Source organism: Mesorhizobium sp. WSM4904 (assembly GCF_029674545.1).
In the GTDB taxonomy this organism is placed as follows: domain Bacteria; phylum Pseudomonadota; class Alphaproteobacteria; order Rhizobiales; family Rhizobiaceae; genus Mesorhizobium.
The window spans coordinates 1,399,193-1,424,542 of sequence record NZ_CP121354.1 but is presented as its reverse complement, the minus strand read 5'-3'; the positions used below and the strand labels follow the sequence as shown (position 1 = coordinate 1,424,542).

General features: G+C 56.3%; 18 protein-coding genes and 4 pseudogenes. 7 read left to right on the top strand and 15 right to left on the bottom strand.

Features of this window, described 5'->3' with window-relative positions:
- The first annotated feature begins 1,043 nt into the window (after nucleotides 1–1,043).
- Together QAZ47_RS06690 and QAZ47_RS06685 are read left to right on the top strand one after the other, a co-directional pair.
- Nucleotides 1,044–1,391 (top strand): transposase, encoded by a 348-nt coding sequence (locus tag QAZ47_RS06690; protein WP_063169310.1) that lies wholly within the window; start codon nucleotides 1,044–1,046, stop codon nucleotides 1,389–1,391.
- Between the two features lie 713 nt (nucleotides 1,392–2,104).
- Nucleotides 2,105–2,479, top strand: a complete 375-nt coding sequence (locus QAZ47_RS06685) for a zinc ribbon domain-containing protein (protein ID WP_063169311.1) — start codon at nucleotides 2,105–2,107, stop codon at nucleotides 2,477–2,479.
- A gap of 55 nt (nucleotides 2,480–2,534) precedes the next feature.
- On the opposite strand, the pseudogene QAZ47_RS06680 reads toward QAZ47_RS06685, so the two are convergent.
- From QAZ47_RS06680 to QAZ47_RS06635, 10 genes and pseudogenes are all read right to left on the bottom strand, one after another.
- Nucleotides 2,535–2,659 (bottom strand): annotated as a pseudogene (locus QAZ47_RS06680) (integrase core domain-containing protein); the annotation flags it as partial.
- Nucleotides 2,660–2,683: 24 nt separating this feature from the next.
- The gene (locus QAZ47_RS06675) at nucleotides 2,684–3,586 is read right to left on the bottom strand and encodes a CoA ester lyase (protein ID WP_210326668.1); all 903 of its coding nucleotides are present in this window, start codon (nucleotides 3,584–3,586) and stop codon (nucleotides 2,684–2,686) included.
- Between the two features lie 133 nt (nucleotides 3,587–3,719).
- Nucleotides 3,720–4,871, bottom strand: a complete 1,152-nt coding sequence (locus QAZ47_RS06670; RefSeq protein WP_063169312.1) for a CaiB/BaiF CoA-transferase family protein — start codon at nucleotides 4,869–4,871, stop codon at nucleotides 3,720–3,722.
- A gap of 11 nt (nucleotides 4,872–4,882) precedes the next feature.
- Entirely contained in the window at nucleotides 4,883–6,136 is a 1,254-nt protein-coding gene (locus QAZ47_RS06665) for a methylaspartate ammonia-lyase (RefSeq protein WP_063170371.1), read from the bottom strand.
- Between the two features lie 453 nt (nucleotides 6,137–6,589).
- A complete protein-coding gene (locus tag QAZ47_RS06660) occupies nucleotides 6,590–7,585 on the bottom strand; it encodes a succinylglutamate desuccinylase/aspartoacylase family protein (protein ID WP_063169313.1) in 996 nt (331 codons plus the stop codon).
- Between the two features lie 319 nt (nucleotides 7,586–7,904).
- Nucleotides 7,905–8,147 (bottom strand): hypothetical protein, encoded by a 243-nt coding sequence (locus QAZ47_RS06655; RefSeq protein ID WP_127273917.1) that lies wholly within the window; start codon nucleotides 8,145–8,147, stop codon nucleotides 7,905–7,907.
- 24 nt (nucleotides 8,148–8,171) lie between these two features.
- A complete protein-coding gene (locus tag QAZ47_RS06650; RefSeq protein ID WP_063169314.1) occupies nucleotides 8,172–9,950 on the bottom strand; it encodes an ABC transporter permease subunit in 1,779 nt (592 codons plus the stop codon).
- Between the two features lie 20 nt (nucleotides 9,951–9,970).
- Nucleotides 9,971–11,059 carry an ABC transporter ATP-binding protein gene (locus QAZ47_RS06645; protein WP_224570037.1) on the bottom strand — a complete coding sequence of 363 codons (1,089 nt, stop codon included), beginning with the start codon at nucleotides 11,057–11,059 and terminating at the stop codon, nucleotides 9,971–9,973.
- A gap of 190 nt (nucleotides 11,060–11,249) precedes the next feature.
- Nucleotides 11,250–12,356 carry an ABC transporter substrate-binding protein gene (locus QAZ47_RS06640; protein WP_063169315.1) on the bottom strand — a complete coding sequence of 369 codons (1,107 nt, stop codon included), beginning with the start codon at nucleotides 12,354–12,356 and terminating at the stop codon, nucleotides 11,250–11,252.
- A gap of 62 nt (nucleotides 12,357–12,418) precedes the next feature.
- Nucleotides 12,419–13,582: a M20 aminoacylase family protein gene (locus QAZ47_RS06635; RefSeq protein ID WP_063169316.1), complete on the bottom strand. Its 1,164-nt coding sequence runs from the start codon at nucleotides 13,580–13,582 to the stop codon at nucleotides 12,419–12,421.
- Between the two features lie 443 nt (nucleotides 13,583–14,025).
- Between QAZ47_RS06635 and QAZ47_RS06630 the strand changes: the two genes are divergently transcribed.
- Nucleotides 14,026–14,196 (top strand): hypothetical protein, encoded by a 171-nt coding sequence (locus QAZ47_RS06630; RefSeq protein ID WP_164548526.1) that lies wholly within the window; start codon nucleotides 14,026–14,028, stop codon nucleotides 14,194–14,196.
- An 85-nt stretch (nucleotides 14,197–14,281) separates the two neighbouring features.
- Nucleotides 14,282–14,913, top strand: a pseudogene (locus tag QAZ47_RS06625) (IS5 family transposase).
- A gap of 2 nt (nucleotides 14,914–14,915) precedes the next feature.
- Here QAZ47_RS06625 and QAZ47_RS06620 read toward each other — a convergent pair.
- Nucleotides 14,916–16,091: a Xaa-Pro peptidase family protein gene (locus QAZ47_RS06620; RefSeq protein WP_063169317.1), complete on the bottom strand. Its 1,176-nt coding sequence runs from the start codon at nucleotides 16,089–16,091 to the stop codon at nucleotides 14,916–14,918.
- Nucleotides 16,092–16,349: 258 nt separating this feature from the next.
- On the opposite strand from QAZ47_RS06620, the gene QAZ47_RS06615 reads away from it, so the two are divergent.
- On the top strand, nucleotides 16,350–16,505 hold the full coding sequence (locus tag QAZ47_RS06615) for a hypothetical protein (protein WP_164548527.1): 156 nt from the start codon (nucleotides 16,350–16,352) through the stop codon (nucleotides 16,503–16,505).
- A 155-nt stretch (nucleotides 16,506–16,660) separates the two neighbouring features.
- Nucleotides 16,661–18,117, top strand: a pseudogene (locus tag QAZ47_RS06610) (MFS transporter).
- An 830-nt stretch (nucleotides 18,118–18,947) separates the two neighbouring features.
- On the opposite strand, the gene QAZ47_RS06605 reads toward QAZ47_RS06610, so the two are convergent.
- From QAZ47_RS06605 to QAZ47_RS06590, 4 genes are all read right to left on the bottom strand, one after another.
- Nucleotides 18,948–21,287, bottom strand: a complete 2,340-nt coding sequence (locus QAZ47_RS06605; RefSeq protein ID WP_063170375.1) for a penicillin acylase family protein — start codon at nucleotides 21,285–21,287, stop codon at nucleotides 18,948–18,950.
- 352 nt (nucleotides 21,288–21,639) lie between these two features.
- Nucleotides 21,640–22,383 (bottom strand): amino acid ABC transporter ATP-binding protein, encoded by a 744-nt coding sequence (locus tag QAZ47_RS06600; protein WP_135921822.1) that lies wholly within the window; start codon nucleotides 22,381–22,383, stop codon nucleotides 21,640–21,642.
- 94 nt (nucleotides 22,384–22,477) lie between these two features.
- Nucleotides 22,478–23,452 (bottom strand): amino acid ABC transporter permease, encoded by a 975-nt coding sequence (locus tag QAZ47_RS06595; protein WP_063170377.1) that lies wholly within the window; start codon nucleotides 23,450–23,452, stop codon nucleotides 22,478–22,480.
- 60 nt (nucleotides 23,453–23,512) lie between these two features.
- Entirely contained in the window at nucleotides 23,513–24,355 is an 843-nt protein-coding gene (locus QAZ47_RS06590) for a transporter substrate-binding domain-containing protein (protein WP_063169318.1), read from the bottom strand.
- A 458-nt stretch (nucleotides 24,356–24,813) separates the two neighbouring features.
- On the opposite strand from QAZ47_RS06590, the pseudogene QAZ47_RS06585 reads away from it, so the two are divergent.
- Nucleotides 24,814–25,098: pseudogene (locus QAZ47_RS06585) on the top strand (alanine dehydrogenase); the annotation flags it as partial.
- Nucleotides 25,099–25,350: the final 252 nt, after the last annotated feature.

Genomic DNA, 25,350 nt, shown 5'->3' with positions numbered 1-25,350 from the left:
TCCTATCGGACATGTCATCGCAGTTTCATCCACCATTGCTCGACCGAGGCGACACTCATCGTCCCATCAACCTAATCCATTGGTCGATCACGCCGTTCACGACCCTTGGCGAAGAAGGAATCAGCAGCCCCTAGGCTCAATTGGAAAGCGGGGCGGGGTCCATACGTATCTTCGTTTCCGGGCACCTCATGCTAATGAAGCCGCGACAACAGGTTGGTTATGCACCCAGGTGCTGGCCAATCCGGCTTGACTGGAAAGTTTCATACCCAGGCCTGGCACAGGCGAGCGTGATGCCGCTCTCGCTATGTTGGACCGCAGACGCCGCGACGGCGCATCGACTGGCGCTGGCGAAGCCTAGGACGCGCCAGTCAAGGACCTGCAAAGAGCAAGATCACGCCGCGCGTTGCCTTCAACGCCCATTTGAGCAGAAAGCAACAAGCCTCGCGTATAGCGATCGATGACCGCACGAAGCGCCATCCGGGCTATGATCTCAGTCAGCACTGCCCTAAGGGGTCAGAGGAGGGTTCGGTCAGTCAAGACCTCAGACGGCATGGCCAAGGTCAAGCTGCGAGGATGTGCCACCGCGGGCGCGGCATAACTTGGCGGGCTACAATTTGGTTCGCTTGCCCAGGCTGCTGGCAGCGCCGGTAGTCGGCCGCGCCGGACTGGCACCTACGTCTGGTCCATGAACGGTTGCTTTAGCAAAACCGAAGTCCTCGCCAAAACTCTTCGCCGACGTGCGACGACCGCGCCGGTGCTCGTTCCGGGGTCGGCAAGACGAAGACAGGCCTACTCTGGATTTATGCCCGCGATGACTGATTAGGGAGGGAGCGGACCGCCGGGCGTCTTATGTCTATGCGCCGGACCGAAAAGGCCCAGCGTGCGATCGCTCATCTCGCAGGCTCTCTACCGGAACTTGCAGGTCGACGGCTATAGCGGGCCATCGCTTGCTGGCCGACGAAAAGCGGCTTCACGCTCGCCTTCTGCCATGCCGCGCCCGATCGAGGCGCTAAGAAGGATCCGCGAACTCTAAAAGATCGAGGATGACATCCGTAGCCGAGGCCAACGAGGCCTTGCTGCACGCAGGCAAAAAGTGCTCAACCATCACGGCACTGGACCCAGGGCGGCTAGAGAAGCTCGGCCAAATCAGTCAGAAGACCAAGCTCACAGCGGCGATCCCCTACACGCTCTCGCGCTGGGAAGCGCCTCTCGCGCATCCTGGACGAGGCCATATCAAGATCGACAGCAACGTGGTCGAACGCTCAATCATACGCAACTCTTTTTGCAGCTCCGGCGGTGGCGCTGAGCACTGGTCAGTCATCGTGTCGCTGGGTGATCGCCGGGATTGGCCGGATAGCCTGAAGCTAAGGCCGTCGAGCCAGACCCTCTGACCTGCCACTGAACTTTCAACCAGTGGCGATTAGCCTCGGCCGTTTCTGTTATGGCGCGGTTTGAGCAACGGGCGGAGGCGCGAAGCCTTCATTGAGTGCAGCGTCGGAGCCGGTTGCGGCGAGGGTTCCGGCGAAGACCGCCGGGGTCAAATAGCGAGCGAGGAATGCGGCCTCACGGTGTTGAACAACACCAGGAAAGAACACCCACAGGACCGAGGAACGCAAGTTTCTTTATCCGTGGCATCCTTGGGCCGGGCGTTGTGTTCACGTTCATGAGGTGATCGAGAACGCCGACCGGGAGGTTTTCCGCTGCAGTCTCTCCCGCCACGCCTCCGATCGGTGGCTGGAAGTTCCGGCCTGGATGTTTGATCGCGGTCTGCACCGCGTGGCGCATTGCCCTGCCCCACATATCGATCCCAGAACGCTTGGCGTCTTGGTGACACTGCTGCAGGACCCGACGGCCAATTCCCACACCCCATCGCAATTGGAGGATTCGGGCGCAGCATCGGGTCCTCACGAAGCGAACCGGGGAGAGGTCCATACCGCGCCAGCCTACGACATATCAGTTCGATCTTCTCCAACCCGCACGACGCGCAGACCGCGCAGATGCCGCCATTCGCTCGCGCAGCCGCCGTAAGGCGCGAGATGCTGGCGCTGATTCCGGGTGCACACGAAGGCTACGTCGGCTGGGAAAGGCGGAAGCGATCCGCAAGATGGTGAGCGACCACGTGCCCACGAGCCGGCATCACGGGGCGCCCAAGCATGGCGACGCTCTGCTCGCCGACCTTGTCCGCTGCCGGCGCTGCGGCCGCGAGCTGACGGTCCGCTACACGGGAACCAAGCACAACATTCCGCGCTATTCCTGCTGGCGTGGTCTGCTTGACAATGGCGAGCCGCGTTGCATCGCCTTCGGTGGACTCGCGTCGATCGAAGGCGTTCATCCTCTGCCGGACGGTCCATGGGTCTTCAGCCGATCAACGCTTGACGAACCGGCGGCTCAGCGCATCGTTCATCGCGCGCGGCAAAACCCAAAATACCCCATGGGATCGCATCCAGATCAGCAAAACCTATTCACTCAAATGACATAGACAGATGAGTGTTATGAACAGGATTTAGGTCCTGCCTCCATTCGGCAGTGGCACTGCGGGCGTGGTCGAGGCCGAAGAACAGGCCATCGTTCAACAGCTCGTCTCGCATTCGGCCGTTGAGGGAATCGCGTAGCCATTTTGCATCGGCTTGCCCGGCGCGGTGTAGTGCCATTCGCTCCTGTTCAGCCGCTGATAACAGGCCAGTCAGTTGTTGCCCACAAGAATCAGGATCTCGTGGGCGCGCCGCACCACTGGCGGATCTATCATTTTGCCATTCAACGAGAATGCGGACAGTCCACGCGTGGCGGCATCATTTGCCGCCGCGACAACTTTATGGGCCCACTCGAGCTCCTGGGCGCTTGGCGAGAAAGCCTCATTGAATATGGCCACCTGTGTCGGATGGATCGCCAAAGCTCCGGCAAAGCCAAGCCGCCGCGCCCGCACCGCGGCCTCACGAAGTTTATGCGTGTCCGAGAACTCGCCGATGCTTCCTATGAAGCCCAGCGGGAGCAAGCCGGCCGCGCGGGCGGCAAACAGAACAGAAAGGTTCGGCGTCAAAAGAAGGTCGAATCCTGGGGCGCCGCCAACAGCGGCGCTGAAGTCTTCAGGGCCAAGCGCCATTGCGACCATCCTTGGATGCGCCGACGCAATGGCCGCAAGCCTTTGCAAGGCGCCCGGGGTCTCAATCTGGGCAAGGAACCGGATGCCTCCCTGCGGAAGATTTCTTTCACGTTCTAGTTCCGAAACCGCATTCGCGATCTCTATAACCCACTCTGCCGAATCCGTCTTCGGAAGAACCAGTGCGTCAACACCCGCCATCACGGCTGCATCGAGATCGGCCGCCAAGGCGCGCAGACCATGATTCACGCGGACCAAAACAGATGCGCCTTTCCGGCCCACCTCTGCCACGCATTCAGGAAGCTGCTGCCGTGACTCTCCTTTCCGATCCTGGGGCACGGAATCCTCCAGGTCGAGAATGACGCCATCTGCGCCCCGCTCATGGGCCGTCTCTACAAAGCGCGGAACGTGAACAGGAACGAAGAGCAGGGATCTCCAGCGCGGTACAGACATCGCGCCTTCAACGGCCGCAAAGGTGTCCTTGATCATGGAGACGCCTTTGCGGCCGATTTTAGCGCGGGCGCTGCCAGTGAGCTTTCTAGGCGGCCGGTGCGCTGAAATGATCCGAGGTACACAGGCATTTTGTAAACCGCGAGCAGTCTCACCTTACTGAAACGCGCGCTCACGCTGACGCGGCTCTTTCGCGCAAAAGCGCCCGCACCTCCTCGCGGACAGCCTCGGTATGAGAGCCAAGAGCCGGGACTGGGCGAAGCGAGGGGAGCTCCGAGTTGAAAATCGCCGCCGGCGCTATCGTCTCGACGGCTCCATCGGGTGTTCCAACCTGCACCCTGCGAATGTGTGGATGCTTTGAAACATCCACCACTTCGTTCAGTCGGCCATATGCCAGGCCGGCCGCCTCGAGCTCCTGCATCGCATCGTGGCAGGATAGTTCAAAAAACCGCTGTTCAATGATCTCATCAAGTTGCGCACGATGAGCGAGGCGCTCCATATTGTCAGCAAAACCAGGTGCGCGTGTGAGCCCGGACTGCTTCAGGAATTTCTCGCAGAAATTCACCCATTCGCGGTCATTCTGAACCGAAAAGATGACCTCTTTGCCGTCGGCACAGCGATAGGCACCATACGGCGCGAGCGACGGGTGTTTCACGCCTGCGCGTACCGTCTGGTAGCCGCTGTAATCATTTTGCAAAACCGGCACGTTCATCCAGTCGGCGACGGCATCAAACAGTGACACCTGGATGCTGGTCCCTTCGCCGGTGACCTCGCGGTGGTACAGTGCCTGAAGAATGGCGCTGTGCGCTGTCATGCCCGCCGAGATATCGCAAACCGAGACCCCTACACGCGCAGGCCCCTGTTGGTTGCCGGTGATAGCGCATAGACCTGTTTCGGCCTGGACGATCAGATCGTAGGCCTTCAAATGGGAATACGGCCCTGACTCCCCGAAACCAGAAATGTCGCAGGTGATCAGCCGCGGATATCGTCGACGCAGATCAGCGGACGCGAACCCCAGTTTTTCTATGCTGCCCGGCTTTAGATTCTGGATGAAGACATCAGCACTGGCAATGAGCGTGTCGAGGACGGCGCGATCCGCCTCCAACCTCAGGTCTAGACAGACCGACTCCTTACCCCGGTTGAGCCAGACGAAGTACGCGCTCTGCCCCCGCACCAGCTTGTCGTAGTTTCGGGCAAAGTCCCCTTCGGGCCTTTCGACCTTGATCACCCGGGCGCCTGCGTCAGCAAGGCGAGACGATGCGTAGGGAGCTGCAACGGCCTGTTCGACCGCCACAACCGTGATGTCCTTGAGACTGTTTAGCATCAGGGCGCTTCCTACGCGGCTTTCAGGTTTTGTGCCCGACGCCGATCAAGCATGGCGAGCAACCGATTTTGTTCGTTGCCTACAATGGAAAGACCTTCGTCGATGCCCATGCCAGGCTTCGCGAGCATCATGTCCGCCTGTGTTGCCACCGAAATGTGAACCGTCGCTCGCGCGGAGAGATCCGTCTCGCTGCAGCTGCCTCCCACATAGGCGTCCACGTTGTTCTCTTTGCACAGAAGCACCGCACGGGCGCTGTCGGCGATCGAGCCCACGTCCGGCGTCTTGATCTGCACGAGATGGGTCGCCTTAGCCTCCGCAAACAGACGCACATCCTCTAAGGTGTTGCAGCGTTCATCGACAACGATGCGCGCACGTGACGCGCGCGCATTCAGAATGCCGACGATCTGCCCGTAATTTTCGACCTGCGCCGGCGTAGACCCGAAGTCGGCTGGCGATTCGATATTCACCGTGAACTCCGGAACCGCGTCAGCAACCTTACTGATGAAGTCGGCGATGCGCTGGACGTCGAGCCCGATCTCCATACCGATCCAGCCGTACACATCGAAATGCAGCACCGGAGAATAGTCTGGTTGGCCGATTTGCTTGACGCGGTGCGCCACCCATTTGACGAAATCCAGAAAGGTTTCTCCCCCAACGCCGAATTTGCTACGCGAGTTGATGAGGCCATGCGGGATCACATCCACCCCCTTCAGGATCATTTTATCGACATTGATTTCGCGCGCATCACCGCTCTGGCAATAAATTGGGACACGACGATGCGGCATGGATAGGCAAAATTCCGAACAAACCACCTCCGCCATGGTACGACGCGCAGCATGGGCAGCAGCGCTTAAAAGGGCTTGGCTGACCCCATATTCGATGCATAGTGGGAGTCGTTTCCCAGTATGGAGATCGAAGACACTGGAGCAGGCTGTCAAAAAGCTGGACGCATCAATGTTTAAGAGCCGCGGGACAACAACACGTGACGTGAGATCCATGATGGCTCCGACGTCAAACAGGGGGTCACGCCCGCCAGCCCCTGAGTATTGCACTCCCATCATATCGCCCCAGGCGACCATATCGTCTTCCAGGACAAGCCCGACGCTTAAGCAAGCTGCCGGAACACGGATATCACGGAAGCCGGGCGTCAATGGCTCGCCGACGTAAACAAAACCGTCCTGGCCAACCCCTGCCCTAATGGCAGCTTGATCGTCATAAAAGAAGGCGCCGTTGCCGGGCGTGAGAATGACGTCTTTGATCTGCACTGAATTATACTCGAGTTTGGCCAAGCTATGAGCTGCGGCCGGATTTGCGCGCTCTGTCCTAAGTTATGCCCCGTTCGGAATCGGTTTTGCCAATATAAAGCCCCGAACGTGCCCATCTCGTTTTAAGATACGATAAAGTTGTTTTACGGGCGTCAGCGGGGACGGCACCGTCCGCCTCCCCTCTTGGTCGCGGTGCGCCGGATCGTCGCCCCTGCTTCCATAACAGAAGCTAGGCGATCAATCCGTCCGGCCAGCTCCCATCTCGGACCGCCACTTTCAACCATGGTTAGTATAAACCAAGCGATCAAGGATCAAGCAATCTTTTTGGCATGATTTTGGAAGACAGGATCAGCCGCTGATCGATCCGAGGAGCTGGCCTATAAGCTCCAGTCGAGGCCAGTGCCTTCATACCGGAGTTACTACAGCTGGCCAAGGCGCGGCTAATCTGTACCTCTAGTTATGCAGCGGCCGCGCAAGGATGGCTACCCCTTCATTGCGGTCGACATGCGCGCCCGATCCTATGGCTAGGACGATTGATGGCCCAGGCGCTCGGATGTCAATGGACGGAGCGGAAACAGAATCCATAGAGTGTAGGATACCTATAAGATCTCCCGACCTCACTTCATCCAACACAGAGCAGCGAGGTTCGAAGATACCCTGCGCGGGCGATTTCAACTCGTCTGATATCAGCGTCTCAAGGGTCTGACTGGACCTTTTGTTACGGAAAGACACGTCCTCGACTTTTCCTTCGACGAGTCCAAGCATAACGAGCGCGTTGCGAACTCCAGCTTCATAAATCGCTAGAGCTTCTGCGCTAACCGTACCACCGCCGAATTCCGCGCAAACGAATACCTTCCCTAGGCTATGTGCCCAACTGTCGAACATCCCAGCCGTGTCGTCATGTTGCCAGAGCAATGTTACGGGCAGCTTAAATGCCGCTGCCATTGCGAGCGTCTTAGCCATGAGATCCGCATCAGCAATTGGATGCGTGATGACCGCCGGGGGAAAATCCCACGTTGGGCCGAAGCTGTGCAGATCGAAAACGATGTCGGCATTTGGCAACAATACGCGTGAAACCGCATCCGCGATTCGTTCCGTAACAGACCCGTCGGCACGGCCCGGAAACACGCGGTTCAGATTCAAACCATCAAGCGGAGTATTGCGGCTCCATGCTTGAACTGCCAATGGATTAAGCACTGGCAGCACGATGATCCTACCACTGGTTTGCGCTTGTGGCAGCCACTCGATAAGCCGCCGCGCGACTAATGGCCCCTCCATTTCATTGCCATGATTCCCACCGGTGATAAGAAGGCGCGGTCCATCGCCCTTATTAAGACTAAAAACCGGAAGCGAGAACTCTTCATGGTCGGCGCCTCCCGGCACAACGAGGTGTCCTCTGCTCACGCCATGCGCATCGAGATCAAACGTAAGATGTGGTGCTTCGTTCATTGCTTAACCTATTGCGGGTGATCTGGCGACTTTGACCGGGCATATGGTCTTGTACACGGCTATTTTTTTCGCCTGGAACTATGCACACGCGGTCACCACTTCGCCAATATAATGTCCGAGACGGCACCATCGCGTTTTCAGATGACCAGGGCTCGCTCTGCTGACCTGTCCCTTGGTTCGTCACCTTGATCCCGGTGCACTAAGGGAGGAGGAAGGTCAAAGTCGCGGTGGGTAGCCGATTTCAGAAATCGCGCGATCAGCCGGTTGACGTTGGCTAGCTGTTCGTTGTTCAGACGGGCGAAGGATCTGTGCGATCCGGTCAGCGCCGTTGACCTCGAATTCCATCCTGGCGCGCAGCAAGAGGATCGGCAGGTCTGAGCTTGCTGGCGAGCAAGGCCGGCCGATCCCAGACATAGTCCGAATCCTTGATCCGCATGTGCCAGATGATAATTGCAAGAGCTTTACTGGTTTCCGTTTTGGACCAGGTGGCCATTTTATCCGCCCGTTGAAGCCCCGAACAGATGCTTGTCGCCAGTCCGTAGGAATAGGTCGGACGCATCATCAGGAAGTGGATCTGCCACGCCAGTTAGGCAGCGGCTTCCTGTAATGTTCGCTGCATGCTCGGTCGAGAACGCCACCAGACGGCATAGAGGACAAGCATCCAGATTAAAGGCAGAAGCATCAAAAGAGAAGCGACTGCAGCAATCGTCGGGTCGATTTGGTGGCGGATATTCTCCAGCATCTTCAAGGGCAACGTCCGCACCGACAGACCGCCGACCAAAGACGTTATGACCGCTTCATCGAATGACTGGAGGAATGCGAACATGGCGCCGCCGATCACTCCCGGCCTGATTAACGGCAGTGTTACGCGAAAAAACGTTTGCAGTGGTCCGGCACGCATACTCTTGGCCGCCTGCTCTAACGTCCGATCGAAGTTGGCCAACGTCGCAGAAACGATCACCACCACAATTCCAACAGCGCCGATACTGTGAGCGAGGGCGATACCACCCTTTGTGCCGATTAGACCAATCTGGATGAGACCCAGATAAGTCGCGATACCGACCACGATAACTGGAAAGGTGATAGGCGTGATTATGATCATTGTCAGCACGCCGCGAAGTCTTGCGCTTATTCGGCTCAATCCGAAAGCAGCAAGTGTTCCCAATAGAGTAGAAATAACAGCTACCTCGACACCAATCTCGACGCTGGTCCAAGCTGCTCCGCTCCAAGATGCATCGCCGAAAAACGAGCGATACCATTGAAGCGACAGGCCCGAAGGCGGAAATTGCAAAAATGCCCCGGAACTGAACGACATGATGACAACGATTATCCCTGGGAATAAAAGAAAGGCCATCACCAAAACGATAAAAACGATCGCGACGACTTTAGGCCATCGCCTTTCCGCCCCAGGCACGTAGCGCCGTCCCGTCCACCGTTTGACACGATAGGGACGCAGAATTTCGCTGAAGTTTCGTTTGATAACAAGAACAATGGGTAGTCGGGACATCGAGCCCTTCGGAGCTCGAGTTTGGCTTTGCTCTTGTTTGCCGGAGAGGTCAAGCCCGACCATGGAAAGCACCACAATGGCAAACCCGAGAAGGATGAAGGACGCAGCGGCAATGCGCGGAATATCGAACGAGCTATTCACCTCGGCCGCAATGAAGGTTGAAAGCATGGCATCGCGCAATCCCCCAAGTGCCGCCGGCGTGATATAGAATCCTAGGCAGAACACAAAAACTAGGAGCGAGCCACTCCGTGCGCCTGGAATGCTAAGGGGGAGAAATACACGCCTGAAAGCGGTGAAAGGTCCCGCTCCCATACTGCGTGCAGCAGCCATCAAGGACCGATCGATCCCCATCATCGCACTAACCAAGGGAAGTATCATCATCGGCAGCATGATGTGGACCATGCCAATATAGACCGCGGTTCGGTTATAGATGAGTTGCAGAGGTCGATCGATCAATCCGACGTCCAGCAAGATGTTGTTGATGACCCCGCGATCCCCAAGAATAACAATCCATGCGTAGGTACGCGCCAGCCCACTGGTCAAATAGGGGATGATCACGAGAGCGATGAGCGTCATGCGCAGAGTCTTGGATGCCGTGACGATCAGATACGCGGTTGGATAGCCTACGATTAAGCAGATGGCAGTTGCGACCAGACTTATTTCTATCGTTTGAAAGAGCACCCGCACATTAGCTGGCTGGGCGAAAAACGCTCCGTAGTATTGGAACGAGAAATCGGGGGCATTGACACTGCTTAGGAAAAGCAAGGTTATAGGGGCACCGAAAACCACAAGCAAAAGCGCGAACGCGGGCGCGGTTAACCCAAGTGGCACCTTGGCCATTCTGCGCAAAAGCTTCATGGATATCCCTTATCAATCGCTTATGGCGAAACGAAGCGAATGTCTGACCGCAGCCACGTGAGGCAAACCTCCTCGCCTGGCTGGAAAACAGGTTGGTCTGCCGCGACATGTTCCCGGACGATGAGAACATTGTTGCCAACGCGAACATGGTATTTTCGCAGAGGGCCGGCAAAAATCATATCGTCGACCGCACCGGCAACATATTGCCGCTGGTCCGTTTGAGCCCACTCCGCAGTCTTCGGAAGTACACTGATGCGCTCTGGCCTTATCATCGCAACGGTGCCGATTTGCGGCGCGTTGCCCCCTCTGGCCAGCAACAAGGCATCCTCGAGAATGTTCGCCTCACCCAGAAATTTAGCGACAAAGCACGATGATGGCCGATCATAGAGGGCCTCTGGTGTATCGATTTGCTCGACACGTCCTGCGCGCATTACAACAATCCGGTCTGACAGAGTAAGCGCCTCCTCCTGGTCATGCGTAACGCACACCGTCGTGATACCGAACTCCTTGTGCAAGCTCTTCATCTCGATCTGCATCTGCTCACGCAGGTTACGGTCGAGTGCGCCAAGCGGTTCATCAAGTAATAGGAAGGGTGGATCGGCAATCAGCGCGCGGGCTAGCGCCACGCGCTGCTGCTGACCGCCACTCAATTGGGATGGCATGCGACCGCCGAATTCCCCTAGATGCACGCGCTCAAGCATACGGGCTACCCGAACCTTCCTCTGATCGGGAGCCATGCCCCGCATTTCGAGAGGGAATTCCAGGTTTCGAGCCACTGTGAGATGCGGGAACAGCGCATAGCTCTGGAACACAATTCCTTGATCGCGCCGGTAGGACGGGACCGAAGCCACTGAATGGCCGGCGATCATAATATCACCCGAACTCGGGGCCTCAAAGCCGGCCAAGAGCATCAGGGTAGTGGTCTTACCCGAGCCGCTCGGGCCGAGAATCGTCAAGAACTCGCCGCGACGCACGGTCAGCGACAGATCCCTGACCGCCGGAACACTCCCGTACATCTTGGTAACACTGCTGAACTGAATTTGTGGCACCGATTGGTTCACATCTGCAGCGTCAACTTCCGAACGGGGGGCGGTATTCATTGCGTGCATGTTCACTGTGGCTCCTCCACCATCGCTGGCGTGCATTAGCAGGCATTTGCCGTACCTTCTGCCGTCGTACCCGATGCCGTGAGCGGAGAGGCTAGTGGGCTACCCCGCTCCCCGTCACATTTTCAGCATCAGTTTCGACTTTAGCCCGGTATGGAGTTACCCCGACCGGACTTTCGCACTTCAACCAACCCTACTGCAGGATCCACTCATTCCACCGCTGGATAAGCATCTCAGTGTTGGAAACACCGCTGGGGCCTACCTCATTGTACCATTTGCCGTTGATGGAAACGCTGCTCTTGATGTAATCTGGGTGGGTAGGGAGCTTGCGCGCAACTTTCTCGGGAAGAAGTTTGAACGCATTGCCGTTGCTTGGTCCCTCAGGAAACAATTGGCAAAATGCTGCCTGACGTTCCGCGCGAGTGGCGAATTCGATAAACTTCTGCGCAGCCTTCGCGTTGGGTGAACCCTTTGGAATGACCCAATAATCCCACTGCAGCTTCGCCTGGTTTCGATTGATCTCCGTCGCGGCGCCCTGATCGATCAACAGTAGAGCTCTTCCGTCATACGATTGAGCGATGTCAACGACCTTATCATGCAACATCTGTTGAATCTCTGATCCGCTGCTCCACCACTTACGGATGTGCGGCTTTATTTTGTCCAAACTGGCAAACACCCGGTCGATATCCATCGGGTAGAGCTTATCGGGAGATACACCGTCCGCTAACAGGGCCTCTTCCCAGGGTCCTTCTGAACCAAACTGGCCGGACACCAAGGTGCGAACGCCGGGAAACTTATCAGCATCCCAGAATTCAGCCCAGTTTGTCGGCCGGGGTTTATCAGCTGGGAATACGTCTGTGCTATATACCATATTATATGAGTAAATCAAATTTGCCACGCCAAACGGTTGCTTGGCAAATTCATAAATTCCGTCTAGCTCTTCTTTCCTGAACAAGGAGTAATCAATTTCTTCAAGAATTCCTTTCTTAGCTGCGACCAAGCCGGACCCTTGCGTAAGCGCCCCGACATCTACCGTGACATTGCCCGATTTTACCATCAACTCGACCTGTCCCATACCCATGTCGTCGGTGATTGGGTTGACCTTGATACCGGTCTCAGCTTCAAATGGCTTAGCGTAAGCCTCAATGTTAGCCTTTCCCCAATCGCCGCCGCCTAGCACTACGTTGATCTGGTTGGGTGTTTGGGCCGCAACGCGGCCCGCAATTGAAGACAGAGCGCCAGCCGCCATGGCGGTCGATGTCGCCTGCAGCAATCGTCGGCGATTTATTTCGTATTTCATGTCGTTACCCTCTTCTTGTGATCTCAGCCTTGATTAGCCAAGGTTGTTTTGCTTGGACAATGTCATGGTGCTAGAGCAGCCTCGGCCAAGTTGACCCAGTATCCAATGCCGTATGGCAGTGCTTCATCGTTAAAGTCGTAGGTTGGATTATGGAGAGCAGCAGTCGATCCATTTCCAAGCAGTATACATGCCCCCGGCCGCGCCTCTAGCATGTACGCGAAGTCCTCTGACCCCAAACTAGGTTTGACTTTGGGGTTCACCGATGAATGGCCGACCAGAGCACGCGCCACCTCTGTTGCCCGACGCGTTTGATCGGGATGATTGACAGTGAGGGGCTCCAGGCGGCGATGCTGAAACTCGACCTTCGCCCCGGAAGCGCGTGCAATATTTTCCGCGCACGCCTCAATCTGTTTTTCAGCGAAGTCGCGCAAAATCGGTGACAGTGTCCTGACTGTTCCGGCAATCTCCGCGCGTTCGGGAATGATGTTGTAAGCTTGTCCGGCGTTCAGCTTTGTGACGGAGATCACCAGGGACTCGGTGGGGTCCGTGTTGCGTGAGACTAGTGTCTGCAAGCCTAAAATGATCTGAGCTGCAACAACGACGGGGTCAATTGTCAGATGGGGAGCGGCCGCGTGACCCCCTCTGCCTTTGACCACAATATCGAACTCGTCGAGCGCGGCAAAAATCGAACCTTCGCAAATGCCGAACGCACCAACCTCCATGCCTGGCCAATTGTGCATGCCAAAGACCTGAGATATCCCGAAACGGTCCATGATCCCCTCCTGGACCATTCTTTGGCCGCCGCGGCCATCTTCCTCGGCAGGTTGGAAGATCAGGGCAACGGACCCTTTGAAGTTCCGGGTCGCGGCGAGGTATTTCGCGGCGCCAAGGAGCATTGCAGTATGCCCGTCGTGACCACACGCGTGCATCTGTCCGGACCTTTTCGACGTCCAAGGTTTGCCTGAAGCTTCGAGTATAGGCAGAGCGTCCATGTCGGCCCGCAACCCGATAGTGGGCCCATCTCCGAGTTGACCTTGGATCAACGCAACCACGCCGGTTTCAGCTATCCTGCACTCGATGTGGTTAATCCCGAAGGAAGCCAGCTTTTCCGCCACAAATGCCGCTGTGTCATTCACCCGATAGTCAAGCTCCGGATTCTCGTGCAGGTACCGGCGCCAAGTCATCGCTTCGATCTCGATCTCCTTGAACCTGTCAACGCCAACCATAGGCACGTTCCCGCATTTGAGTAATTTGGATCAGGCGCCGGTGCGTAATTAATGATCGATGCCACCGGTGTTTTCGTCAAATGCAGTTTGGATATCGTAACCATCTAGAACCGAGATAGCCCCGCGTTCAGGCCTCGGTGTTGGCGCCGGCGACTGCGACCCGATAACAAGCCGTTTGCCCTCAAATGGATAAGCTTCGGCCTTAGAGGACCAGCTGCGAAGTGCTGGCAATCATAAACTCTGGCTCTGCTGGCAACGGCCAATGGCAAAGGTCTGAGTAGGAAGAGCTGTCACCATCGCGACACTCCTCCCCCTCCCACGACCTACTTTCCAGGACTGCATGCGCTTTGCCACTCAATCCGCAAACCGCAGACCCTAGGCGGCGTGGACAAATTCGATGTTAGCAGGGTCGCTTTCCTGCGATCGGGTTGTTAGCATTGGGAATGACACTGGAAGAAGAGAGCGAACGAGCTACGTCGATGCTGATTGGCAAGGTTGTTCGCCGTGTCATGCGCCACCGCGATGGAGAGGTGGTGATCGAGTTTGAGGATGGCAGCCGATTTTTCGCGGATAGCGACAGCCCTCTCGAACTGTCCATCACCTTGGCGGAATAGTATATCCGCCTTACGGAATTTCGGACGTCGATGCGATTGACGTAGCCCAAGAGGATTGATTCAAGGCTGCTTTTTGGAGGCAGGTTTGAGCAGGGGCGATCTCACCGAAGCAGAATGGCGTGTTCTCAAGGGCTTGCTGCCCATCGACCCTGACAAACGCGGCCGAGGTAGACCTCCCAAGCAGAATCGTTCGATCATCAACGGCATTCTCTGGCGGCTCCGCTGCGGCGCTCCATGGCGGGATGTCCCGCCCAAATACGGCAGTTGGAACACCATCTATCGTCGGTTCCGACGCTGGAGCGAGGCCGGGGTCTGGGAGACCGTGGCGGTAATGCTCGCCGAGGTCATGGCGGACAGCGGCCACTACAGCATCGACAGCACCACAGTTCGCGCCCATGTCTCGGCAGCGGGCGGAAAAGGGGGACTCGTGCACCGGACGCCTTCCTTGCGGACAAGGGCTACGATGCCGATACCATTCGCGCCGATCTCGCCGAGCGGAAGATTAAACCCGTCATACCCGGCCGATCAAACCGCCGCGTGAAGATCGAGTATGACCGGGCGCTCTACAAGCAGCGGAACCGAATCGAGCGCATGTTCGGCCACCTCAAAATCAACCGGGCCATTGCCACCCGCTACGATCAATTGGCCAATAGCTTCCTCGGAATGGTCTACCTAGCCACCGCCAGATACTGGCTCAAATTTGTCCACGCCGCCTAGCATCACGCCCGATAAAGTGTTGGCGGGATTTCGCTCAGGAGTTCCGCGCCGCGCTCTGTCACGAGCACGTGTGCGCCGGCACCAAATAGGTAGCCACTTTCGCTGCACAAAATGTTTGGCATGTGCAGGGTCATGCCAGCTCGGAGTGGTTCATTTACATCGGGCTCCAGGCTTAGGTCGCCGCGCTCAGTCCAATTGATGCCAGTTTGGTATCCTGTTCGTTGGCGGAAGACGCCCTTGCGTCCAGATCGCTTCAACACCTCGCCCCCAGCAGCGTGAACGTCCGCCGGCGTAGCACCTGGTCGAATCGAGGAGACAAGGGCCGCAATGACCTCTTCAGCCAAGCCGTGCAAAGATTCGGTTTCGGGATGTTTGCCAAGGACTGCGCATCGAACCATTCCCACTGTATACCCGTGTTTCGAAGCCCCTATCTCCAGAAAGGCAGGTTCGTTGTTGCTGAGAGGATGATGGGTCGCTGGCGCATGGGGCAACTTCACTCGCTCTCCAAACAAAATGGTACCCGGCGCAAGCCCGATATCCCCAGCGGCGTTGCTGGGGTCGTTTGTTACCGCCGCAGCTAGGGCCGCTGCCATTTCGATCTCCGTAATGCCGGGACGAAGCGATTGCTGAAAGGTTCGAATTGCCACGTCAGTGAGTCGAACAGCATCGCGCATACACGCCAACTCAAGTTCTCCTTTCACTGCTGACACTGACGAGACCAGTCGGGTGACGTCAGTAATCTTCAGATCCGGGAGCTGGTCTTGGACTGCGCGCACGTCGGCGGGCGCGAGATTCCAGCAGCCAAGCTCGAAACCGACTCGCTTATTGTCCAGTCCGAGTCGACGCAATACATCGGCGCAGACCCTGCCAAAATCAGGCTGATGTGTATAGGTTTCAATTTCCTCGATGCAGCTATATGAACGTACTGCCTGCTCGTCATATTCTCGGACAACAAATATCGGGACCCGACCCGGCATCAGAATAAGAGGGAAAGGCGCGAAATATCCACCGCTCCCATCGTAGCCGCTGAGATACTTCAAGTGGCCGTGCGCCGTTACTACGATTGCGTCCAAGCCTGCCGTAGCAACCGCATCCAGCACATTGTTTTGCCGGCGCTCATACTCTGATATCGGAAACGGTACACCAGTCAGAGGAATTGCGGAGCGTGTCGTCGCCATATCTCACCTCAATCAGTGTGTCGTGGTTTGGTTGCGCAAAACGCGCGATCGCGTCCATGTTCGAAATTGAACAAAAGCTTCGCCGGCTCATGCGGGGTGACAATCCCCTTTCCTGGCGGCTAGCGTCAAATGCTGTTTTTATATCGGCTGCATCTCGCAGCGAGATGCGCATAGTGCCTTCATCGGCCGCTCAATGCAGGCAACGCTGGTCTCCGACAGCTTTGTTCTCGCCAGAGGATCGCCGACAAAGGCGCCGAGTTGCTCGGCAAGCTCGTCAGCCTCGGCCAGAAGAACCATGCTGACGACCTTGAGCTTGGCAGCGAGTCGGCGCGCCTTCGCATTCTTGCCGGCGAAGCCGCCGACGCCGGGGGAACTGTGCCGGCGCCACGCAACAGCATGTTTGCACTGATGTAAGGCCGCTGCGACACCAGCGACGGCTCTCCGCCGCCACCTCCGCATCTCGCTACCAGATGACACTAATACAAAGACTGCATTTGGCGCATCCGACGTGTAAGAGGATCGTGTCGCGCGAAGTGGTTAAGCTTGGCGGAACCGAATCGGTCGGAGCAATGAGCAAAGCGGCGGGCGCAGATGCGGATGTAGTTTCGCCGAAGACGTTTGCGCCGCTCAGGAATACGACATTTCGCTCAATCTGGTTTAGCCTCTCAAGTCTCTTCCCTTGGCTGGCTGATGCAGACCGTTGCTATCAGCTGGCTAATGGCAACGGTTCCGACCTCCGATCTGATGGTTGCGCTCGAGCAGGCTTCGTCTAACCTGCCCGCTTTCATTTTGTCCATTTTCGCTAGGGGTTCTCGCCGACAACTTCAGCCGTCGAAGAGTCATGTTCGCCGGCCGATGCCTAATGGTAATAGCATCCGCGATGCTACGGCTTCAGTGGTGCTGGGCTTTATCGCCCCGTGGATGATCTTCGGCTTCAGCTTCTTGATCGCAAGTGGTGCCGCGCTCAACGATACCGCCTGGCAGGCTTCTGTTGGCGATATTGTGGACCGACGCGAAGTTCCCGCTGCCGTCACCCTCCTCTCCATTGGCTTCAACACTGCACGGACCGTGGGACCGGCGCTCGCGGCATCATGATTGCGTCGTTCGGACTTATGACGGCTTTCGCTATGTTTACACTCACCTATATGATCCCTTTGGTCACCATATGGCGATGCAAATGGAAGGTTCGCTCCTCACTTCTCCCACGTGAGTCAATGAGGACGGCCATCTATGACAGGCTGCGCTTCACAGCGATGTCATCGGAAATCAAGACGGCGATCGCCCGCGGAACCTTCTTTGGCCTGTCGGGCATCGCCATACTCGCACTGCTGCCATTGGTTGTCCGCGATCAGCTGGGCGAAGGACCGCTCGCCTATGGCACCATCATCGCCGGCTTCGGCACAGGCGCCGTCATGGCTGGCGTCGCCAACAGCCTATTAAGACGGAGCTTGTCAGAAGAGCAACTAATGACGCTGGCATGCGTCGCCTGTGCGGCGTGCTCCCTTTTTCTGGCACTGCCTCTTCCATTGCGAGCGGCGTCCTGTTTCCCCTTCGCGAGGGTCGCGAGGCCGAGCCCGACCCTTTGGAGGAATTCGACGCGCCGGCAGTCGCCCTCAGTCTCAAGCCGAGAAGCGGCCCCATCGTGGTCAAAGTCGAGTACCTCATACTCGTGGAAAATCTAGAAGAATTCCTCGCCATGCGCGGGTGCCGGCATGTACAGAGTCGCGTTGGTGCTCGGCACTGGACTCTCCAGCGCAACCTTCAGGAGCCTGTGCTATGGACGGAGACATTCCGTACGCCGACCTGGACCGACTACCTTCGCCTGAATCATCGCCTTACCGAGGCCGACAAGGAACTGGACGAGAGAATCATCCTCCTCCACAAAGGAAAGCATTCTCCACGAATAACATTGTCAATCGAGCGCCCCACGAGTGCTCCACGCAAGCCTGAGTCATCAACGCCTTTTTTCCCCCGCCATTCAACGAAACGGCCAGCGTGCCACCGCAGGCTGAATGAAGATACATAAGAAGGCACGTCAACTGCTAACCACATCGGGCGGGCAACAAGCATCGCCGCCTTCGGGTATATGACAGACAGAATGTAGCGGACTTGAAAAATGAAAGGCGCTCACCCACCGCCAACATTTCTCGGCTGGTTCCCGGCATTCAAGGTCCTGCGGCTATACGCGAAGGCGGCAAGCCGCGTTGAAGTCGTCGATATTCAGTCGCATCGAAGGACAATGACGTGTTGCCCTGATGCCACTCTCTGCGAGGTTAGCTTGTTTCTCGGATGAGGAGACAGACAATGGTCTGCCCCCTGAAAGGTCCTCCCTGAGGTATGTGTCCATTCTTGAACTCGGCTCGACAATGATAGCGAACCCTGTTGACCGTCGCACTGTCAGTCTCGAATCAAGTGCTCTCCTACAGCAGATGCGATTATCGCCAATGCGTACTGGTAGCGCCCGAAGCGCGCGTTATCGGCAGCCGCCGAGGGCCGTGATGCGGCCGCGATCGAGCCTTGTAGTAACAGACGCGCTCTCCGGTGGTCGGGCCAGCACCTTACCCCTCTTCCCTATGGCCCCAAGGCAGAGCAATTGCCAATGCGGGACATCCCGCTTCTAAGTCTCCTGCAACATTATTGGAGGCCGCGACGGCCCTGCTCGTGACGATCAGGGGTGGTCGCCGCACACCAGCGGGATCATTGCCCCACAAGCGCATCCAGATTCCGGCCGGGCGTTCCGCTGTCAATATCAAAGTCGGCCGGCGGGCGCTAAAGTGTCGATCCTCACCTTGCCGCCAGGTGAGTTCGACCGATATGTTCCTGCTACAATGGTAAGCGGCCTATACTGTCGCATCCTCAACAGTCAGCGGGAGACAGGACGACCCTATGTTCGAGCTCCCTCCGTATGGACTCCTCTGAATATAACAAGGGCTTGTATTCGCCCCGTTGCCAATCGTGATTGAGGTCACGATAATGACTTGAGATCGGAACACCCGACTGACCTGGATTGTTAATAAAGAGACTGTCATCCCATGACCCAACGTCCATGATTATCCGCACTGACGGTCCTTCTGAAACAGAGAATTGGCCGCTTCGGTAACTCGAAAAATTGAGCGTTGAGCTACTTCCGCCGAGGGCTATGGCGCCCAACGACCATTGTTCAGACGTCAGTGCCTGCAGAGGGTGGCGCAAATCAAGCTTATGTATACTGCCCCATGCCCATGAGGCAGAATCGTCGCCAAATCGACATATGCATTCACTCCAGGCAGAAGTTAGGGATTCCATTATGGAATGCTTCAACTTTTCACTAGGCTCTGCCTGTTCGAGCCAAGAGGCTATGGCCGAAGGCTGTAAAGGCACGAGCAGTGCCAACACTTCATCGTCAGCGCTTTCTAAGCGAGCTACTGTCGGGCCAAGGTGTTTGCTAAGCCAAATCTCAAAGAACGCGGCGGCTGGCGAACTCGCATCCAAATGCCGGTCCCAGTTAGAAAATAAGTGCAACGCAGGCATGTTTGCAACCGAACCGAGAAGAGTGTCTAGTTTCGCAAGAATACGAACTGCTATCGGCGAATACACCGAACATTGCAGCGACATGCAGTCCCGCAACGAGATCTTCTCTGATCGTGAGAGAGTTGTATGAAGGGTATCATGTCTGCTGCTGTCAGACCACTCGTAGCCAAAAGCAGGATGCGATCTACTCCATTCCTCCGGAACATTCATTGCGTTGGCAGTGGCGACAAAACCTTTGGCGGGGTTCATCTCGAACGGCCCATCGTCCGGTGACAAATACCCTTCCCATTCGAACCGACCGTCTCCTGGAACCGGAAGCAGGCCGTCCCAATTTCTTCGGACCGGAGCCGCACCTGACGGTTTCCACGCAATTACATTCGACGTGTCCGCATAGATGTGATTAACTGAAGGACAACCCCAGTTTGCTAGACTGGAGGTGTATTCTGAAAATGTCTTAGAGCGCATTACGGCCAAGCTGGCCATGTAAGGTGCCATGCCGGGATCCATCCATACGGTTCTCAGTGCGAAGGCGCGGTCTTTTTCAGCATTTTGGTTTAAAATGGGTCCATGGCGTGTGAACTGAAGCTTTACCTCCTGGTCGGTGTGGGCGCGAACTGGAATTTTCTCGTGTATAGTCTTCACCTGCTCCCAGGCCCCTTTATATAAGTATTTATTTCCCTCACTCTTGGTTTCGTAAACATAAATATCTTCTTGGTCAGCGCCGAAAATAGTCAGACCAAAGGCGGCTGTCCCGTTGTGACCCATGGAGATTCCTGGGATCATAGGCTCTCCAGCGCCAATTACATCGAGCCCGGGCATACTCAGGTGTACAAGATACCTGATGGACGGAAGGACGTGCTTGCGATGCGGGTCTAGAGCAAGGATTGGTCGCTCCGTTGTGGTTTTTGTTGCGGATATGGCCCAGTTGTTTGAGCCCTCTTGGAACACCGTCTGCATGATCTCATCACTCGGTGTTACGCGGGTCCAACGGTCAGCTTCCTGAAGACTTGCTGCAAGTCTTTCCCTCGAGAATGAGACGGGACAGATTGCCAAGCGAAAATCCTGCAGTACTCGATCTGTCATAAAGGCGAGGTCAAGGCCCTCCGCTGGTCGTGGCGCTATCGGAGGTGACAATTCTTGTCTCAACCTGTCGAGGCGGGTACCTCGTTCCACACCTGCCAATGCCATCACCCTGCAGCGCAGAAGCTCCGAAATCGCATTTCGGGTTAGTGAGTGCGTTCGCACGCGAACGACGTCTTCGGGTTTCCAATAGTCGGGAGTGTGACCGAGGAGGCCAAACTCGGGTGGCAAGGCAATCAAACCGTCATGGCAACTGTCTACGTAGGAATTGATCCCCTCGGCAAACGCTGAGCATATCTCTTCGGAATCCGGGCCGTACGCCTGCCATTCTGCACTCATGGCTCCGCGAAATAAAAAGAGACGCGCCGCCCGATCCTGCTCCAAATATCCGGGGCCAAAGTCTCGTGACAGGAGACCGAGACCTCGTTTGCGCGCAATATCAATTTGCCAGAGGCGGTCTCGAGCTGCATTCCAACCCTGCGCGAAAAATAGGTCGTGCAAGTTCTGAGCCTTGATATGAGGAACCCCCCATTTATCAATGTCGATCGTGACCTCACTCTTAAGCTTGTCGGAGCTGTGGCGGTCGAAGGTTATGTTCTTTAACATGTGTTGATCCGTTTGGTTCACCCAAAGATGGTCGGGAATCTGCCAGAGGACGACGTCTGCAGATTGTGGTCGGTTGCGGGCAGAGGGTTGAGGCCGCACTCTTGCAACCTGATCATGTGTGGCGAGCCAATCCTCAGCGCGCCTGGACGCGAACTGGCACGGTGGGCTGCGCACAAGCTCAGCGGGATCCTACTCTCGCGCTTCCGGGAACGAGGCGCTTGCCGAGAACGCTCTGATGTATGTCAGCCAATACGTACGAATACAATATCCGCACATGTTGTCTCGCTGGCCTGAGGCAACGCATTCGATACACAGTAACTCGGTCGAACGGCCTCGTTGAAGGATGGCTCCCTCAATGCGACAAGATCTGGCTGAGAAACAATTTCGTTCTTTCGTGCTGCGGGTTTCTGAAGAAGTCGTGCGGTGTACCCTCTTCGACGATCTCACCTCGATCCATGAAGATTACTCGATCGGCCACGGCGCGCGCAAAGCCCATCTCGTGGGTGACGCATACCATGGTCATGCCGTCGCGTGCGAGTCCGGTCACAGTCTCGAGCACTTCAGCGACCATCTCTGGATCGAGCGAGGAGGTCGGCTCATCGAAGAGCATGACTGCAGGCTCCATACAGAGGGACCGGGCAATTGCGACGCGCTGCTGCTGTCCCCCGGAGAGCTGAGCCGGATATTTGTTCGCCTGTTCGGGAATGCGCACGCGCTCTAGGAATTTAAGCGCGATCTTTCTAGCCTCACCCTCTGGAACGCCCTTTATCCACATCGGCGCCGCCATACAGTTCATCAGCACGGTCATGTGCGGGAAAAGATTAAAGTGCTGAAAAACCATGCCGACGCTTTTGCGAACTTCAGCTACGTTGCGCATTTTGTTATGTAACCTAATCCCAGTGACGGTAATCTCGCCATCCTGGTGCGCTTCGAGCCGATTGACGCAACGGATCAGCGTCGACTTTCCCGAGCCTGAGGGCCCACAGATGACGATACGTTCGCCCTTGCGGACGGTTAGGTTGATGTCAGTTAGTGCTCTGAAGGCACCATACCATTTGGATACATTCTTAGCTTCGATGACTTCGTCGCTCAATATTGCATCTCTCTTGTTCATTGGCGCATCTGTAAGTGCCTTGAAAATGGCCGAACCAACTTAGACGTCTTTTTTAGCTTGACCAATGAATTCACGATCATCGCTTCTTACTTCTGGCAAAATGGTCCTCGATCCGGGATTGGACCAGTTCCAGGCAGGCGGATAAAATCCAATAAATCATTGCCGCTGTTACTAGCATCTCCATAGTATGGAAGGTTGGCTGGCCGAGTGAGTGAGCTAGATACGTCAGCTCCCAAACGCCAAGAACCGAAACGAGAGAGCTGTCTTTGAGCATTGAGATGAACGTGTTTCCCATCGGGGGAATGATAACCGGAAGCGCTTGCGGCAGAATGATTCTGCGCATTGTGAGCGCAAAGCCGAAACCTAATGACCGGGATGCCTCCCACTGGCCGCGATCGATGCTGGCTATGCCCGAACGGAAGATCTCCGTCATGTAGGCACCACTGCATAGCGAAAGCGCCAACACGCCTGCAGGCACGGCATTAATAACGTAACCTACCTGGGGCAAGCCCATGTAGATCAGATAAACCTGCATGAGAAGCGGCAGACCCCGGAAGCATGAAGTGTAGAAGCTGACTATCGCGTAAGCCATGCCGTTGCTTGACAGTTTCGCAATCGCGCCGATTATTGCGATAGCCGACGCAAATAGCAGTGACATCGCTGATACGTAAACTGTAGTAACTACCCCCTGCGTAATTAGAAATGGCAGGTTTGCCCAAATAAATGGCATGCTTAAGTCAAATGCCGCGAAGAGCGAAAGGAACAGTAGCACCAACTCAAACCATACGATCCCGATTTGGATTTTGAGCGGGACAAAACCAATCAGCACGAGGTTGAGGCAGAACATTGCGGCAATTACAAAAGCGATCGCAATGCGACTGTAAAACTTCACTTGTGCGTGATCGCCAATCACGGGCCGTAGGAGTTCGCCCATCGTGGTGCCCGCTACGTTGAAGATAAGAAAAACCGCGAGCACAATTGCAAATATGCAGCCGATAAACCATGGCTTGTGGACGAGCACCTCAGATTCAACTGTATCGTGGTAAAGCATAAGCATTTTCTTCCTAAGAAGAGGCGCCCCCGGGAAGGGGACGCCCACGATTGTGTCATGTTATTTATCGACGCTGAAATCCCCCCCGAACCACTTGACCGAGAGTTTAGCAAGAGTGCCGTCATCCTTCATCTTCTTGACCGCGGCAGCGACCTTGTCGATAAACTCCTTATCGCCACGCTCGATTGTGACAGCGCCCGGGGCGTAGAATAAGGGATCGCCAATAACCTTCAATGGATAGCCAGATTTGATTGCCGCAGCCGCCGTCGTTCCTTCAGTAATGACGCCATCGAGACGAACACCATCGCCGAGGCGCAGGTCGTCAAGCGTAAGAGAGTTAGCACTTGGATAAGCCTTCACTTGGCCCGCTGTAAATTGATATTGTATTGGCTTAGCGCCGATCCATGCCGGTGTGAGCTTGTGATTGGCATACAAATCGCCAAGAGTTCCCGCTCGGACGCCGACGATCTTGCCCTCCAGGTCGGAAGGCTTCGTCGCTTTGCTATCCTTGTGAACGACAGCGACTTCGCCTTCGTAGAAGTACATGGCCGGGAAGGCGAATTTTTTGGCGCGATCGTTGGTCGGCGTCATTTGACCCATGGCCATGTCCCAACGCCCCCCCCACTGGCCTGCCTGAATGATATCCCAGCCCGGGGTCACGAATTTGATCTTCACGCCCAAGTAGTCCGCAATGCCCTTCGCGACCTCTACATCATCACCGTCGAGTTCATGTTGGTCGTTCAAGTGAGACAAGGCTCCCCAGTCGGACCCGACCGCTACCGTCAATGTCTGTGCCGCGAGCACACGATCAAGGACTTCGCCGGCGCAAGCCTTGGCTGACAAAGACATCGACGCAACCGCCATGGAGACTGCAACTACGACCGTCGTTACATGATTGTTCATCTATAGTTCCCTTTTTTCTCGTTCTTATTTTCTTGAAAGCTACCTTCGTCGCCACCGAGAGGAGTGTCTTAGCGGTGCGCCATTGCTCCCTGCTGATTGGACCCATCCCGGTCCGTCATTTAACGAACGACACCTTATCGCTCTGCATTGTTGGCATTCAGCGAAATCGAGTTCGATGATGCAGGTTTCCTGCGAACTACCCTTGGCTTTCGCCGGATCGCTCTGGCGATTTCACAAAGCACGGATACCCTGGCCTCAGAGAGGTCGGCGAACTCGCCAACTCGCTGGACTCCGAAGGCTGCAGATTGCATCGCCACAAGACGTCTTGTTTGGAAGGATCTAAACTGGACTGGCGCGTTGAATTACACCTTGCAGGGCTGACTCTGGTCACGTGGGAACTGCGGTCCAAGCCCCTCTCTCTCCCTAATCTCGACCTCCCTAATCTCGACCTCCCTAATCTCGACGACCTCTTCGCCGGCCGTGTGCGCACCCGCTACTCAACCGTCGGGGCGCTCGAGGAAGAATGCTTCTCTGCCGACATCGTGGTCGGGGCCGTGCTGATCGCCGGTGCTGCCGCGCCAAAGCTCGTCACCCGCGAAATGATGTCCGGCATGAAGAAGGGCTCGGAGCTGGTCGACGTCGCTATTGACCAGGGCGGTTGCTTCGAGACGTCGCATGCGACGACTCAAGCCGAGCCCACCTACGAAGGCGACGGCGTTATCCACTATCGCGTCGCCAACATGCAGAGTCGCCCATGCCATTTCGCGATTTCTTGCCTTGCGAGTTCGCACGTATCCCTCTGGGTCAACATCGTTGATAGACCAGAGAATTTTTGACTCATCGTAGCTCGGACAGCGGAGACGCGTTACAATTGTCAACCCGTTCGGACCCGGTTTAATCGAGATGTACTCGGCATACTGCGCATGATGGCTCATGCCTCTTGTAGCTGGAAGCGTTCGGCAAGTTAGGTCCTACTTGCCACGCGAGAGCGGGGC